The 15,563-nt window shown below is 72.0% G+C and carries 13 protein-coding genes; 7 read left to right on the top strand and 6 right to left on the bottom strand.

Annotated elements, in window-relative coordinates; translation table 11 throughout:
* Nucleotides 1-94 precede the first annotated feature (94 nt).
* Nucleotides 95-1,723, bottom strand: a complete 1,629-nt coding sequence (locus E4P38_RS19475; protein ID WP_135133644.1) for an acyl-CoA dehydrogenase family protein — start codon at nt 1,721-1,723, stop codon at nt 95-97.
* A gap of 236 nt (nt 1,724-1,959) precedes the next feature.
* Between E4P38_RS19475 and E4P38_RS19470 the strand changes: the two genes are divergently transcribed.
* The 6 genes from E4P38_RS19470 (at nt 1,960) to E4P38_RS23040 (ending at nt 8,268) form a co-directional block, all read left to right on the top strand.
* Complete coding sequence (locus E4P38_RS19470) at nt 1,960-3,012, top strand: hypothetical protein (protein ID WP_135133643.1); 1,053 nt, start codon at nt 1,960-1,962, stop codon at nt 3,010-3,012.
* A 171-nt stretch (nt 3,013-3,183) separates the two neighbouring features.
* Nucleotides 3,184-4,227: a hypothetical protein gene (locus E4P38_RS19465; RefSeq protein WP_135133642.1), complete on the top strand. Its 1,044-nt coding sequence runs from the start codon at nt 3,184-3,186 to the stop codon at nt 4,225-4,227.
* A 138-nt stretch (nt 4,228-4,365) separates the two neighbouring features.
* Nucleotides 4,366-5,457 (top strand): hypothetical protein, encoded by a 1,092-nt coding sequence (locus E4P38_RS19460; RefSeq protein WP_135133641.1) that lies wholly within the window; start codon nt 4,366-4,368, stop codon nt 5,455-5,457.
* 166 nt (nt 5,458-5,623) lie between these two features.
* Entirely contained in the window at nt 5,624-7,081 is a 1,458-nt protein-coding gene (locus tag E4P38_RS19455; RefSeq protein ID WP_167760635.1) for a hypothetical protein, read from the top strand.
* A 161-nt stretch (nt 7,082-7,242) separates the two neighbouring features.
* Nucleotides 7,243-8,076: a class E sortase gene (locus E4P38_RS19450; protein WP_245161165.1), complete on the top strand. Its 834-nt coding sequence runs from the start codon at nt 7,243-7,245 to the stop codon at nt 8,074-8,076.
* Between the two features lie 33 nt (nt 8,077-8,109).
* Nucleotides 8,110-8,268, top strand: coding sequence for a hypothetical protein (locus E4P38_RS23040; RefSeq protein WP_167760634.1), 159 nt, complete (start codon nt 8,110-8,112; stop codon nt 8,266-8,268).
* 19 nt (nt 8,269-8,287) lie between these two features.
* On the opposite strand, the gene E4P38_RS19445 is transcribed toward E4P38_RS23040, so the two are convergent.
* Nucleotides 8,288-9,571: a competence/damage-inducible protein A gene (locus E4P38_RS19445; RefSeq protein ID WP_135133639.1), complete on the bottom strand. Its 1,284-nt coding sequence runs from the start codon at nt 9,569-9,571 to the stop codon at nt 8,288-8,290.
* Nucleotides 9,572-9,689: 118 nt separating this feature from the next.
* Here E4P38_RS19445 and E4P38_RS19440 point away from each other — a divergent pair, with 118 nt between their 5' ends.
* Nucleotides 9,690-10,418: a hypothetical protein gene (locus E4P38_RS19440; RefSeq protein ID WP_135133638.1), complete on the top strand. Its 729-nt coding sequence runs from the start codon at nt 9,690-9,692 to the stop codon at nt 10,416-10,418.
* Nucleotides 10,419-10,437: 19 nt separating this feature from the next.
* On the opposite strand, the gene E4P38_RS19435 is transcribed toward E4P38_RS19440, so the two are convergent.
* The 4 genes from E4P38_RS19435 to efeU form a co-directional block, all read right to left on the bottom strand.
* Nucleotides 10,438-11,991, bottom strand: a complete 1,554-nt coding sequence (locus E4P38_RS19435; RefSeq protein WP_135133637.1) for a protein kinase — start codon at nt 11,989-11,991, stop codon at nt 10,438-10,440.
* A gap of 230 nt (nt 11,992-12,221) precedes the next feature.
* The gene (efeB, locus tag E4P38_RS19430; RefSeq protein ID WP_135133636.1) at nt 12,222-13,514 is read right to left on the bottom strand and encodes an iron uptake transporter deferrochelatase/peroxidase subunit; all 1,293 of its coding nucleotides are present in this window, start codon (nt 13,512-13,514) and stop codon (nt 12,222-12,224) included.
* A 10-nt stretch (nt 13,515-13,524) separates the two neighbouring features.
* Nucleotides 13,525-14,658 carry an iron uptake system protein EfeO gene (gene efeO / locus E4P38_RS19425; RefSeq protein ID WP_135133635.1) on the bottom strand — a complete coding sequence of 378 codons (1,134 nt, stop codon included), beginning with the start codon at nt 14,656-14,658 and terminating at the stop codon, nt 13,525-13,527.
* Nucleotides 14,645-15,538 (bottom strand): iron uptake transporter permease EfeU, encoded by an 894-nt coding sequence (efeU, locus tag E4P38_RS19420; RefSeq protein WP_135133633.1) that lies wholly within the window; start codon nt 15,536-15,538, stop codon nt 14,645-14,647. The genes efeO and efeU overlap by 14 nt, the downstream gene beginning before the upstream one ends.
* Nucleotides 15,539-15,563 lie beyond the last annotated feature (25 nt).

The following is a 15,563-nucleotide window of genomic DNA, read 5'->3' as shown; positions in this document are numbered from 1 at the left end:
GGTCCGCGGAAGCGGAGGTGTGGCACGGGAGAGCGTCCGTCGTCACTGTCGGCTTCCCCCGAATTACAAGAACTGTAGTTCCTCCCGGCCTCGATCAGACAGGGGGAACCGAAGCCCTTTCGACGATCTTGTCGGTGGCGGTGCCCGCCGGGAGCGTGCCGAGCACCGCTCCCCAGTCCCCGCCCAGGCGAGAGGCGCAGAAGGCGTCGGCGACGGTCGCCGGGGAGTGCCGGAGCAACAGCGACCCCTGCAGGCACAACGCGAGCAGCCCGGCGATCCGCCGCGCCCGGAAGGGCAGCTGATCGGGCTCGCCGAGCTCCGCGTGCAGTCGCTTCACCGCGTCGTCGAACCTGCCGTCGACCCCGCGGGCGAGCTCGATCTCGGCACTGACGGCGGCCAGGGTGTCCGACGAGCGGCCCATGGCGCGCAGCACGTCGAGGGCGATGACGTTGCCGGAGCCCTCCCAGATCGAGTTCAGCGGCGCCTGCCGGTAGAGGCGCGGAAGGCCGGAGTCCTCCACGTAGCCGTTGCCGCCCAGCACCTCCATGGCCTCGGCAACGACGCCCGGCGTCCGCTTGCAGACCCAGAACTTCGCCGCCGCTCCGGCCAGCCGGAGGAAGGCCGACTCCCCGGCGTCGACGGCCGCGGCCAGGCGGATGGCCAGGGCCGTCGCCGCCTCGCTCTCCACGGCCAGGTCGGCCAGCACGTTCTGCATGAGCGGCTGATCGACCAGCAGCGCTCCGAAGGCGCTGCGGTGCCGGGAGTGATGGATCGCCTGTGTCAGCGCCGCGCGCACGGTCGCGGCCGACCCCAGGACGCAGTCCAGCCGCGTCATGTTGACCATCTCGATGATCACGCGAACCCCGCGCCCGGGCTCCCCCACCAGCCAGCCCGCCGTCCCGTCGAACTCCACTTCGCTGGAGGCGTTCGACCGGTCGCCGAGCTTCTCCTTCAGACGTTGCACGTGGAACATGTTCCGGCTGCCGTCGGGCAGCACCCGGGGCACGAGGAAGCAGGAGACGCCTTCGTCGAGCTGGGCCAGCACCAGGAACAGGTCGCTCATCGGCGCCGACGTGAACCACTTGTGCCCGGTCAGCCGATAGGTGCCGTCCGGCTGGGCGACCGCGCGCGTGGTGTTGGCCCGCACGTCGGACCCGCCCTGCTTCTCCGTCATGCCCATGCCGGCGATGAGCCCGGCCTTGCTGCCCGGCTCGACGAGCCCGAACTCGTAGGTCGTCGAGGTGAGGCCCGGCTCGTAGCGGGCCGCCAGCTCGGGCGTGCGACGCAGTGCCGGGACGACGGCGTAGGTCATGGTCGTCGGGCAGGCGTGGCCCATCTCGACCTGCGTCCAGCCGACGTATCCGGCGGCGCGGCGCACGTGCGCGTGCCGGTTCCCGTCGTCGTCGGCCCTCCACGGGGCGCCGGCCAGACCGTTCTCCACCGCGGTGCGCATCAGCTCGTGCCAGTACGGGTGGAACTCGACCTCGTCGATGCGGTGCCCGTACCGGTCGTGGGTCCGGAGCTTCGGCGGGTTCTCGTTGGCCACCCGGCCCCACTCCTGCGCCCGCTCGCTGCCGGCCAGCCGGCCGAGGCCGGCGAGGGACTCCAGGGTGGCGGCGTCGGCGTGCCGGACACAGGCCTCGGCGAGGACCGTGTCGCCGGCGATCGGGTCGTGTCCGGCCATCGGCGGGACCTGGTTGGCCACCTCGTGCGTCGCACTCATGATCGGCACCGTACGACCTGCCCCGGGCATCGCGAGGGCGGGGACCGACCGTCCCGCGGACGGGTGGGGGAGCCGTCACCCGCTGGTGACGGAGAATCGGATCAAGATCGACTGGCCCACGTTTGGTTACTCTCCGCAATCCCCCGGAGGGATGAACGGGTGTGACACGCCGCACAAACAAAAGGCCGCGCACAATGCGGTAGGCGCGATACGGAACCGTTCCTAACGTCCGCCCCATGACGGGGACCTCGGCGACAGGGGACGGCCGGGAGTCGTCTGCCCTCCGCCGGTCCTGGGTCCCCCGCACCGTGGCCGCCCTCTTCCTCGGTGCCGGCGTCTACGCCGGCATGGCCGTGGCGACCGATGTGATCGCCCACGCCGACGAGCCGGCTGCATCCGCCACCCAGACCGAACCGGCGCCGGCCGCGGAGACGTCGACCGCGGGCGCGACCTCGGAAGACACCGCCCCGGCAGCCGGCTCCGCGGAGACCCCCGCGGACACCCCCGCGACGACCACCACGACGCCGGGCGCTGAGGCGGCATCGACGACGACGGTCACCACGACCACCACGACCACCGGTTCCGGCACGGCGGCCGACCCGGCCGCGGGCACCCCGGCCGGCACCACCACTCCGGCCGACGAGACGCTGACCGTCACGACGTCGACGACCTCGACCCCCGAGGGCACGACCACCACGACGGTCACCACGACGACGGCGACGAAGACGGGTGTCGAGACGGTCACCGTCACCACCCGTGACGCCGCCCCCGCCGACCCGGCCGCCGGAGCGGCGAAGGATGCCGCACCGGCATCGGCGTCGAACCAGACCGCCGGTGCGGGCAACGCCGTCATCACGCAGGCGCAGGGGGACCTCTGCGAGCCCTCGAGCGCTCCCCAGTACGGGGCGGACGGGTCCGCCGACGTGCGCCACCCGGCGACGGCCCGCTCCTCGGCCACGGGCGGCTCAGCGCCCTCGGGCGGGGACGCCGGACTCCCCGCGGCGCCCGCCCTTCCCGCTCCCGGCGTGCCGGCAGCGCCCAGCGGCTCACCGCTCGCCCCGGACGCGCCGATCCCCTTCCCGGCCCCCACGGCCGCGTTCGGACTGGCCGGTTGCGGCGGTCCCGGCGCCGGTCAGGGCTCCCCGAAGGGAGCCTCCGCGCCCGCCGCGGCGGCCGTCCTGGGTACGTCCTTCGAGATCTCCCCTGCAGTGACTGACGCCGCCCCCGAGGCGCCGTCAGCGGGGTCGCCCACCCTCACGGCGACCGACCCCGCCACCCGGCCGGACTGACGCCGCCGCTCCACGGCCTGCGCCCGTCCCGGTGTGCTCACGGGGGGCACATCACCACGTGGCTGCGCAGCCGCCCCGCTCGTCACCACCCCATTCACACGCACGTCATCGCACTTCTCAGGGCCCGATGACGCGCACCCATCCTAAGGAAACGCAACGATGAATCGATCCGTGAGAAACGGACTCGCCATCGCCGGTATGGCCGGAGGGATCTTCTTCCTCGGCCAGGCGGTGGCCAGCGCGGACCAGGTGTCCGACGCTGCGAACGGAGTGGACCAGAGCAACAGCAGCACTGAGTCCGACGGCAGCAACCTCAACGGCAACCTCAGCTCGGCCGAGGCCACGAACGTGGACAAGACCGAGGTCGAGACCGATGTCGACGGTGGCGACGGCGGCACCAACAACGCCGCGATCAACACCGGCGTCCTGTCCGACGGCGGCGTCATGCAGGCCAGCGTGATCGAGGAGCCGGAAGGGGAAGACGGCTCCATCACGGTCGACTTCACCTCCGGCGACGTGGCCCTCTCCCAGGAGGCCAACGGCGGCGACGTCAACAACAGCGGGAACGTGGCTGTTGCTGACTCCGGCGACCAGACGGCAACGGCCACCAACCACGTCGACCAGTCCAACACCAGCGAGGGCGACGACCACGACTGGAACAAGGACAACGAGAACCAGTCCTTCTCCGGCGGCGGCGGCGGTGGCGACGACGAGGGCAGCAACACCAACCTCAACGGCAGCTCTGCCGAGGCCACCAATGTGGACATCACCGACGTCGACACCGACATCGACGGTGGCGACGGCGGCGAGAACAACGCCGAGATCAACACCGGCATCATCGGCAACACGTTCTACTGCCCCGCGTACAGCACCTGCACCTACAACTTCACCACCGGTGACGTGACGGTGTACCAGTCGGCCAACGGCGGAAACGTCAACGGCAGCGGGAACGTCGGCGTCAATGCTCCGGTGCCCGGGGTCTCGCCGTGCGAGTGCCCGAAGCACGAGGACGCGAGCCCGGCCGCCATGCCGGTCGCGCATGCCGCTCCGGTCGCCCACAACCGGGCTCCCGTGTCGGCCAGTGCACAGCCCAGCGGTCAGCTCGCCTACACCGGTTCTGACGTCTCTCTTCCGCTGACCGCGGGCCTGCTGGCCCTCGGCCTCGGAGTCGGTCTGACGGCCGCCGGCCGTCGCCGCGAGACCCAGACCGTCTGATCCACCGGCCCGCCGCCGGATCCAACTGCGGCGGCGGGCCGGGAACCACCTGCACTTGCCCATTCACACGCACGTCATCGCACTTCTCAGGGCCCGATGACGCGCACCCATCCTAAGGAACGAACGATGAATCGATCCGTGAGAAACGGACTCGCCATCGCCGGTATGGCCGGAGGGATCTTCTTCCTCGGCCAGGCGGTGGCCAGCGCGGACCAAGTGTCCGACGCTGCGAACGGCGTGGATCAGAGCAACAGCAGCACTGAGTCAGACGGTGGCAACGCCAACCTCAACGGCAGCTCGGCCGAGGCCACCAACGTCGACAAGACCGAGGTCGACACCGATGTCGACGGCGGAGACGGCGGCACCAACAACGCCACCGTCAACACCGGCGTCGTTCCCATCTACTCCACGAACACGTTCTCGGGCAGCGAGAACGAGGAGGAGTTCACGTCCATCGAGTTCGACTCCGGTGACGTGAAGCTGACCCAGGAGGCCAACGGCGGCGACGTCAACGGCAGCGGCAACGTCGCTGTCGCCGGCGGCGGCGACCAGACGGCCATCGCCACCAACGAGGTCGACCAGTCCAACACCAGCGAGAGCGACGACCACGACTGGAACGGCGGCGGCGGCAACTGGGACAAGGAGGACGGGCCTGAGGCCCTGTCCTCGGGTTCGGGCGGCGGCCACGACGAGGACGGCAACGCCAACCTCAACGGCAGCTCGGCCGAGGCCACCAACATCCACAAGGTCGAGGTCGACACCGACATCGACGGTGGAGACGGCGGAACCAACAACGCCGACATCAACACCGGCATCATCGGCAACACGTTCTACTGCCCCGAGTACAGCACCTGCATCTACAACTTCCGCACCGGCAGCGTGACCCTGGTCCAGGAGGCCAACGGTGGCGACGTCAACGGAAGCGGGAACGTGAACGTGGGCGGCAACGGCCAGTGGCCGTGGTGCGACTGCGACAAGGACGGCCACCAGGACGCGAAGCCCGGTGACTGCCCGCAGAAGCACGAAGAAGCGAGGCCGGCTGTCAAGCCGGTGGCCCCTGCTGCTCCGGTCGCCCACCAGGCCCCGGCGTCGGCCAAGGCCCAGCCCAGTGGCCAGCTCGCGTACACCGGTTCTGATGTCTCTCTTCCGCTGACCGTCGGCCTGCTGGCCCTCGGCCTCGGAGTCGGTCTGACGGCTGCCGGCCGTCGCCGCGAGACCCAGACCGTCTGATCGACCGGCCCGCCGTCGCGCAGCAGATCGCGGCGGCGGGCCGGGTACCACCTGCTCCATCCCATTCACACGCGCGTCGTCGCACTCTCAGGGCCGATGACGCGCAGCCATGGTGAGGAACGCAACGATGAAACGATCCGTACGAAACGGACTCGCCATCGCCGGAATGGCCGGGGGGATCTTCTTCCTCGGTCAGGCGGTGGCCAGTGCGGACCAGTCGGCGAGCGCCGGTAACGGCGTGGACCAGAGCAACAGCAGCTCCGATTCCGAGGGCGGCAACGCCAACCTCAACGGGAGCTCGGCCGAGGCGACCAACGTCTCGGTGGTCGAGGTCGAGACCGACGTCGACGGTGGGGACGGCGGAACCAACAACGCCTCCATCAACACCGGCGTCATCTCCGGCGGCGGCGGCGGCCTCGAGACCCTCTCGCAGCCCCCGAACGGTGGCGGCGGCGAGAGCGTCGACGTCGACTTCTCCTCCGGCGACGTGGCCGTGCACCAGGAGGCCAACGGCGGCGACGTCAACGGCAGCGGCAACGTCTCCGTCTCTGGCGGCGGCGACCAGACCGCCGTCGCGCACAACGCGGTCGAGCAGTCGAACACCAGTGAGGGCGACGGCCACGACTGGAACGGCGGCAGCCCGGCTCGGAGCCTCGGCTCCGAGGAGGAGGGCGGCAACGCCAACCTCAACTTCAGCGAGGCCGAGGCCACCAACATCCGGGTGGTCGACGTCGACACCGACATCAACGGTGGCGACGGCGGCGAGAACAACGCCGAGATCAACACCGGCATCCTCACCGATTTCCGCGGTGGCCCGACTCCGGTCGAGCTGTCGTCGGTGAACGGCGACAGTGAGGAAGAAGACGGAATCGACGTCGACTTCCGCTCCGGCGACGTGTGGCTGCGTCAGGAAGCCAACGGCGGGGACGTCAACCACAGCGGCAACGTGCATGTCTCCGGCGGCGGCGATCAGACCGCCAGGGCGAGCAACCACGTCGAGCAGTCCAACACCAGCGAGGGCGACGGCCACGACTGGAAGGGCGGCGGCGACTGGAACGGTGACATGGTCCGGAGCCTCGGGTCCGGTCACGAGGACGGCGGCAATCTCAACCTCAACTTCAGCGAGGCCGAGGCCACCAACATCCACAAGGTCGAGGTCGAGACCGACATCGACGGTGGCGACGGCGGAACCAACAACGCCGCCATCAACACCGGCATCATCGGCAACACGTTCTACTGCCCCGAGCACAGCACGTGCACGTTCGACTTCCACACCGGTGACGTGACCGTGCACCAGTCGGCCAACGGCGGTGACGTCAACGGCAGCGGCAACGTGAACGTGGGCGGCAACGGCCGCGACGGCCACGAGGGCCACGACGGCCACCAGGCTGCCAAGCCCGGTGACTGCCCGAAGCACGAGGGTGCGAGCCCGGCTGCCAAGCCGGTTGCCCACGCCGCTCCGGTCGCCCACCGGGCCCCGGCGTCGGCCAAGGCTCAGCCCAGCGGGCAGCTCGCCTACACCGGTTCTGACGTCTCTCTTCCGCTGACCGCGGGCCTCATCGCCCTCGGCCTCGGAGTCGGCCTGGCGGCTGCCGGCCGTCGCCGCGAGACCCAGACCGTCTGATCCACCGGTCCGCCGCTCGAACGAACCAGGGCGGCGGACCGGGCACCACCCGGACGTCGCCTGCCGGGAAGCAGACCCGGCAGGCGGCGTCCACCCCCCGAACACAGCTAGCGTCAGACCTCGTGCGGCGCAGTCCCGCGCCTCCACCGAGAGGATTCGTGGTGAGCAGCGCAGTCGACCTCGACGAACCACCGGCTGTGTCCCCGGGCGGCGACCGACCCCCTCGCCGACGCGACTGGGGCCGCACCTTCATCCGCGGCATCGGTCAGACCCTGATCACCCTGGGCCTCGTGGCGCTTCTCTTCGTCGGCTACGAGCTGCGGGTGACCGACTTCCTCAGCGACCGCCAGCAGGACCAGCTCAGCGAGCAGATTCAGGAGCAGTGGGCAGATACGCCCACGGTCGCGCCGGCGGTGCCCGCGCCGAGCCAGCCTGCACCGCCGTTCACACCCGCCCCGATCAGCGTCGGCGTGGGTGACCCGTTCGCGGTGCTGCACATCCCGAGGCTCGGGACCGACTGGTCCCGGGTCGTCGTGGAGGGTGCCGCGCAGGACCAGCTGGCCCAGGGGCCCGGCCACTACATCGGGACGGCGATGCCCGGGGAGCAGGGCAACCTCGCGCTCGCCGGTCACCGCGTCGGACGCGGCTCACCGTTCCTGGACCTGGACCAGATGCGGCCCGGCGACCCCATCGTCGTCGAGACGGCGGACGCCTGGTTCGTCTACCGCGTCCTCGGCGACCCGGCCACGGGCGACTTCGCCACGGACCCGAGCGGGATCCCCGGCCAGCAGATCGTCCGGCCGGAGGCGGTGAGCGTCATCGCCCCTACCCCGGGCGGCGCGGCGGACGGCCCCGCGAGCGGCGCGTACCTGACGCTGACCACCTGCCATCCGAAGTACTCGGCCCAGCAGCGGCTCATCATCCACGCGCGCCTGGACGGCGCAGCGATCAGCAAGGCCACCGCTCCGGACGGCCCGCCGGCGCTCGCCGGCTGACCCCGCGCCCATCCCGACACTGGAGACTCCTGGATGTACACCTGGATCTGGCGGCACCTGCCGGGGCCCTTCCCGGCCAAGGCCTTCGGCGCCCTCGTGCTGGTGCTGGCGGTCAGCGCCCTGCTGCTCTTCGTCGTCTTCCCTCAGGTCGAGCCGCTGCTGCCGTTCACCGAGGTGACCGTCACCCCCTGAGCCCCTCGGGCGGCCGCGGTCAGGCGGGCGGGCCGCCGACGAGAAGCACCCGGAGCAGGTGCATGGCCATCGTGACGGATCGGTCCCGGACCGCCGCTCGCGAACCCGGTAGCCGGAGCGCCCGGAGCTCCCGGCCGTCGGGCCCGGCCACGCAGAGGTGGACCGTCCCAACCGGCTTCTCCGCCGTTCCCCCGCCGGGACCCGCCACCCCGGTGACGCCGACACCGACGTCGGCACCGAACCGGGACCGGGCCCCCTCGGCCAGCGCGACGGCCACCTCGGCGCTGACCGCGCCGTGCTCGGCCAGGACGTCTGCCGGCACGCCGAGCAACTGCTCCTTCGCCGAATTGGCGTACGCCGTCACCCCGCCCAGCACCCAGGCCGACGAGCCGGGCCGCTCGGTCAGCCGGGCCGCGAGCAGGCCGCCGGTGCAGGACTCCGCCGTCGCGACCGTGAGCCCGCGGTCGGCGAAGCCCGTGGCGACGATCTCGTCCAGGGTGGGACCGGTGGAGAACAGCGTGCGGTCGAACGTGCCGACGAGCACGGCCAGGAGCCGGTCGTAGGCAGCCTGCGCACCGGGCGCGTAGCGGCTGACGATCTCCAGCTCGCCGTCCCGCATGCAGGTGGTGACCTCGAGCCCGGACAGCTCGGCGACGTGGTCGCGCAGGACGACCGCCAGCTGCACCTCGAGCGTGCCCCACAACCGCACGGTCTCCTGGCGCAGCTCGGTCCGGCCGGCGATCGCCCGCTGGACGGGCTCGGCGGCGACCGCGGCAGGCCAGATGCCCTGGAGTTCGGCCGGCGGACCGGGCAGGACGACGACCGTCGGCCCGTCGCGGCCCTCGGCCGGGGGGACGACGAGACCCGGGGCGGTGCCGATCGGCTCCAGGACCGTGGCACCCTGCGGGACCTGCGCCTGCTTCCGAACGCCGGCGGCCGTCGCATCCGGGTCGGCCTGCCAGCCGCGGCGCGCCATCAGCCGCTCGACGATCACGGCGATGCGCTGCTCCAGCGCGGGGTCGAGCGCCGACGGGCGCCCCTGGAAGCCCCCGACCACCTCGGCCGTGAGGTCGTCGGCCGTGGGCCCCAGCCCACCGGACGTGATCACCAGGGCCACGCCGGTTCCGGCCAGGAAGGCCAGCGCGCCGCGCATGTCCTCCGGCCGGTCCCCCACGAGGACGATGTGCCCCACGTCCACACCCAGCTGCCGCAACTGCTCGGCCAGCCAGGGTCCGTTCCGGTCGGGAACGCGCCCGGTGAGCACCTCGGTCCCGGTCACGACGATGCCGGCCCGCGTGTCCACCGGCCGACCCTAGGACGGCGATCCGCGGGGCGCCTGCCCGACCTCTCCTCCCCCCGCCGTTACCGTGCTGATCGGAGCGGTCCGACCTGCGGACCCCCGGCGCGCGCAAGGAGGACCCGTGAGTTCGCCGTCCGACCCCCAGACGCCCGTGAAACCCGCCCGTACGGGCCCGTCCACCCAGGAGATCCCGGTCGTGCAGCCCGCCGGCGCCACGGCGGCCGGCCCGCTGCCCCCGCACCCGGGCGCCGTCGCGCAGGCACCCGTCCCCATGGACGCCGCCCAGCCCACCGGCCCGGTCGACTTCGTGCCCGGCCTCCCGGGTCTGGGCACCCCGCCCGTTCCGCACGCGGCACCCGCTCCCCCGCCTCCGCCGGGCCCGCCGACGGCGACCCAGACCGTTGCGCCCGTGTGGCCCGACACCCTCGAGGCCGACGACGAGCCGGCGCGGCCGGGGAAGGAACGCCGGGTGCGCGCTCCGCGCGGGCCGCGGAACCGCGCGGCTGTGCTGGGCCTCGGTCTCGCCGTGCTGTCCCTCGTGCTGCTGGAGCTGGGGCTGTCCCTGGACTTCCGCGTGGAGTCCTACTGGTCCGCCGTCCCGCTGTGGTCGGCGTTCGCCACCCTCTGCGGCGTCCTCGCCGTGCTCGCCTTCGCCGCCTCCTACCCGACCGGCAGCAGGCTCCGGTCGAGCGCGGTCTGGCGGATCGCAGCCGCCGGGCTGGTGGGCCTCGCGGTCTTCTGGGTCCTGGTCGTGCTGCCGGTCGTGGCCAGTGACCGCGGCTTCCTGCTCACCGCCGCGCTCGGCGCTCTGGGTGGGGCACTGTGGATCGGCCCGGGCCGCAAGAACTGACGGTCGTGCCTCCGGCCCGCTACGGCGCGGGCGGCGCGGAGCTCGTCGTGGTCTCCGACGAGGTGGTGGTCGTCTCGCTCGAGGTCGTCGTCTCACTCGACGACGTCGAGGTCTCGGTCGGCTGCGAGCCCGTCGTCGTGGCGGGCGGGCGACCAGCCTGCGTCGTGGTCGCGGCCGGGCGACCGGCCTGGGTCGTGGTCGCGGCCTCGTCCACGGCGCTCCCGTCCCCGCCGCCCTCCTCGGCGGAGGTGCCGTCCGGAACGGCCGCGCCGGTGACCACCGTGCCGTCGCGCTCGGCCCCGTCGCCCTCCTGGGCCACGGCGTAGGTGACGACGACGGTGTCCCCTGCCTCGAGCGCCCGGCTCACCGGTCGCACCCCGGTCACCTGGTCGGGCACCACGTCGTCCCGGACCTCCGACTGCAGCTGGACGCGCAGGCCGAGTGCCGTCAGCCGCCCGGTCACGTCGTCCACCGGCCGGCCGATGTAGTCCTCGGCGTCGAGGACGATGGTGCCGGTGGCCTGCCGCTGCTGGGCCGCCTCGGCGGGCGAACCGCGGCCGTCGCTGTCGGTGAGGGCCAGGAGCAGGGCGACCGCGATACCCGCACCGGCGAGCAGCCCGAGGACCGGCAGCAGCACCATCGCGACGCGGTTGCGGCGGCGCGGAGCCGGCCGTCGGGCGACCGAGGGCGGGGCCAGCGCGACGGCGACGGTCTCCGGGGCCGGGGCCGGCGGGCGGCCCTCGAGGATGTCGTCGATCGCGGCGGCGAACGCGTCGCCGTCCTGATGCCGGCCGGCGGGGTCCTTGACCAGCGACCGGCTGATCAGCTGCCGGACGTCGGGGGGAAGCTGGCCGGGCAGCGGCTCGGGATCCTGGCGCACCTGCTTGAGGGCGATGGTGACCGCGTTGTCGCCGTCGAAGGCCGGGTGGCCGGTCAGGCACTCGTACCCGATCAGGCCGAGCGCGTAGACGTCACTGGCCGGGGTGGCGAGCCGCCCCTCGGCCTGCTCGGGGGAGAGGTACTGGGGTGTGCCGATGACCTGCCCGGTCTGGGTGAGCGCGACGCTCCGGGCCGAGTGGGCGATGCCGAAGTCGGTGATCTTCACGCTGCCGTCGGGGCGGACCAGGATGTTCCCGGGCTTGACGTCGCGGTGCACCATACCGGCCCGGTGGGCCTCACCCAGGCCGAAGGCGGTCTGGCGCAGGAGCGAGAGCGTGGTCGCCGTGTCCAGCGGGCCCTCGCGAGCCACCAGCGCCGACAGCGGCTCGCCCTCGACGAGCTCCATCACGAGGTAGGCCAGCGTCTCGCCGGTGCCGTCCTGGGCGATCTCTTCGCCGTAGTCGAAGACCGCGGCGATGTTGGGGTGGCTGAGCGAGGCCGCGTGCTGCGCCTCCGCGCGGAACCGGGCCAGGAAGCTCGGGTCGCCGGTGTACTCGCTGCGCAGGACCTTCACCGCGACCGATCGGTGGAGGGCGATGTCGGTGGCCCGCCAGACCTGACCCATGCCGCCCGCAGCGATCAGCTGGTGCAGTTCGTAGCGGTCGCCCAGGCACCGTCGTCCTGGTTCGACCAACGGAGGTCACTCCTCGCCCTGTCCGGCCCTGCTGGATGAAGGCCGCCACGATGCTGCCCGGGGTCCGAACGGTGTCGTCCCCCGGGTCACTCTCTGTCCATTTTCGGACCCGACTACACATGTTGAACGAGCGCCGCGGGCGAACCGATCAGTACGTCGGTGCGGTGCTGGTCACACCGTGTCGTCGGCGGCGTGCCGACAGCGGTGCGTGTCCGCCCCACCACGCCTGCTCAGTGCTGGAAGAGCGTCCGACCCCACCAGTCGTCGCGGTCCCGCAGGCCGGGCGGGCAGGCGAAGACGCCCGACGACGTATGCCGGATGTACTCGTTCATGGCGTCGAGCCGCAGGTTGCGCTGCACCTGGACGAAGCCGGTCCCCGGGTCGCGCTGGTAGGCGATGAAGAACAGGCCCGCGTCGAGCCGGCCCAGGCCGTCGGAGCCGTCGACGAAGCTGTAGCCACGGCGCAGGATCGCCGTCTTGGAGTGCGTCGGGTTCGCCAGGAACACGTGCGAGGTCGGGGGGACGACGGGTGCGCCGTCGGTCTGCTTCTCGAAGTCGACGGGGTCGAACTCCGCGCGCTGACCCATGGGGGCGCCGGCGCCCTTGGTGCGGCCGATCGTCTGCTCCTGCTCGGCGAGGGTGGAGGTGTCCCACGGCTCGATGAGCATCCGGATCCGCCGGGTGACCAGGTAGGACCCGCCGGCCAGCCAGTCCGCGCCGTCGTCCCCGTCGCCGACCCAGACGAAGCGGTCCAGCGCCTGGTCGTTCTCGGCCTTGAGGTTGTTCGTGCCGTCCTTGAAGCCGAAGAGATTCCGGGGCGTCGTCTGGCCGGTGCTGGTGGAGGAGGTGCGACCGAAGCCCAGCTGCGACCAGCGGACGCTGACCACACCGGCGCCCAGCCGGACGAGGTTCCGGACGGCGTGCACCGCGACCTGCGGGTCGTTGGCGCAGGCCTGGATGCAGAGGTCGCCGCCGCTGATGGCGGGGTCGATCTGGTCGCCGGGGAACGACGGCAGCTCGACCAACGGTGCGGGACGGCGGGCGGCCAGGCCGAACCGGTCGGCGCCGTCGGCGCCCGTGAACAGCGTGGGCCCGAACCCGATGGTCAGCGTCAGCCCGGACGCGGGGAGCCCGATCGCCTCCCCCGTGTCGTCCGGAGGTGCGTACTGCCCGCCGTCCACGGCACCGACGGGGCCGGCGTCCCGCCCGGCCGTCATGCGCCGGGCGGCGGCGGTCCACGCCTGGAGCATCTCCACCAGGTCCGCGCGGCGGTCGGTGGTGACGTCGAAGGCGACGAAGTGCAGCCGGTCCTGGGCCGGGGTGACGATCCCTGCCTGGTGTCGGCCGGTGAAGGGGACGGCGTCGTCCGGGCCGGGGCCCGATGCCTCGTCCCCGGCGGTCGCGTGCCCGATGACCCCGCCGGTCGCGCCCGCCGCGAGCACGCCGGCCGTCCCGGCACCCACGAGCCCGAACAGTCGCCGGCGGGACAGCCCGCCGGGCCGCTGCGCCTCCTGCTCGCTCATCGGATCCGGCTCATCGACCCGCGACGACCGCCGCGACCTTGCTGACCGATTCGGTCAGTGCGGTGATGCTGTCGCTGAGGCCGCGCAGGTCGGTCTGGTCCAGCTGGTCGTAGAACAGCCAGCCGTCGCCGGAACGGTGCGTCTCGAGCTCGGCCTCGGTCGCGGCGAACCGCTCGTCGATCTCCGTGACGAGCTCGGGGTCGTTCTCCTCCAGGTAGGGCCGGAGCGCCTGGACGGCGGCCTGCGAACCCTCGAGGTTCCCGGCGAAGTCCCACAGGTCGGTGTGCGAGTAGCGGTCCTCCTCGCCGGTGATCTTGCCGGTCGCGATCTCGTCCAGGAGCGCCTTGGCCCCGTTGGCGAGCTGGAGCGGGTCGAGGGTGACCTCGTTCGACCGGGAGACGATCTCCTCGACGTTCGAGAGGAGGTCGTCGGCGTAGAAGCCCATGTCGCTGACGTCGCCGGTCTCCCAGAGCGCCTTCTCGATGCGGTGGAAACCGGTGAAGTCCTGGCCTTCCTCCTGGTCGCCCTCGCGGCCGTCGATCAGCGGGTCGAGGTCGCCGAAGCTCTCGGCGACCGGCTCGATGCGCTCCCAGTAGGTGCGGGCGACGGGGAAGAGCGCCTTGGCGCCCTCGATGTCGCCGGCCTCGACGGCGGCGACGAACGCGGTCGTCTGCTCCAGCAGCGCGCCGGTCTGGCTCTGCACGTAGCGCTGGTAGTCGGTGCCGGCCTGCGCCAGGGACTCGTCCTCGGAGAGCTCGGCCGCCTCCCCGGTGACGGTCAGCGCCTGGCGGATCCCGTCACCGACCATGCCGGGCTTGCAGACCGCCTCGTAGTCGCCGGCCGGGAGCTCGGCCAGCAGCTCGCGACTGAGGCCGGGGGCGATGTTCTCGACCTCCGCCATGACCCGGTCGCCCTCGGCGTAGACGTGGAACTCGGTGACCTTGCTGCCGGTGTTGGCCACCTCGAACCGGTGCGTGCCGGCGGGCAGCTCGGTGGCACCGACGTCACAGGCGTCGTCGGTGGCCGCGACGGTGACGGTGTCGGCGTCGCCGCCGCTCTCGTCGCTCGATGCGCAGGCGGCGGTGGTCAGCCCGGCGAGCGCGACCGTGATGAGCAGGAGGGGACGGCGGTCACGCAGGGACATACTGGGAGTTCTCCGACTTCGGGGGGGCGCCCGCGACCGAACCGGTCCGGGGCGGAGTGGCGGGCCGACGGGACGGCCAGAGGAAGACGGTCAGCACCGGGACGAGATAGGCCAGGTAGGCGATCGTCTCCAGCACGGTCGGTGCGCCGGTGATGTTGAACATCCCGGAGATGGCCGCGCCGTACCAGCTGCTGGGATCCAGGACGCCGGTGATGTCGAACGCGATGTCGTTCAGGCCGGGCAGGACGCCGGCCTCCTGGAAGTCGTGGATGCCGTACTTGAAGATCCCGGCCGCCACGAAGACCAGCAGGACACCGCTGACCGTGAAGAACTTCGACAGGTTGACCCGGATCGCACCCGCGTAGAGGCCGAAACCGATCAGCACGGAGGTTGCGATCCCGGCCGAGATGGCCAGCAGCGGGGTCACGGTGGAGGTGGCGCCCTGGGCGGCGGCGTAGAAGAGCAGCGTCGTCTCCAGGCCTTCCCGGATGACCGCGACGAAGGCGATGCCGGCGATGGCGAGGGCGCCCACCCCGATCGCGGACTCGAGCTTGCCGTGCAGCTCGCCCTTCAACCGGCGCGCCGTCCGGCGCATCCAGAAGATCATCCAGGTCACGAGCACGACGGCGACCACGGAGGTGATCGCCTCGAACAGCTCGCGCGACTGCGTGTCGGCGAGCAGCGTCGTCTCGGTGTAGGTCAGCAGGGCGCCGAAGAGCACCGACAGCGAGACGGCGGCCGCGACCCCGGCCCACAGCGGGACGAGCTCACGGCGCCGGCCGGACTTCACCAGGTAGGCGATGAGGATGCTGACGACCAGCACGACCTCGAGGCCCTCACGCAGCCCGATGAGGAAGCTCGCGAGAAATGCCTGACCCATGGAGACCCGATCTGCGGTGACGGAG

The sequence above is a fragment of the Blastococcus sp. CT_GayMR16 genome (assembly GCF_004570875.1).
Classification (GTDB): Bacteria; Actinomycetota; Actinomycetes; order Mycobacteriales; family Geodermatophilaceae; genus Blastococcus_B.
The sequence above is the reverse complement of the archived record's forward strand: the minus strand, read 5'-3'. Positions and strand labels throughout refer to the sequence as shown.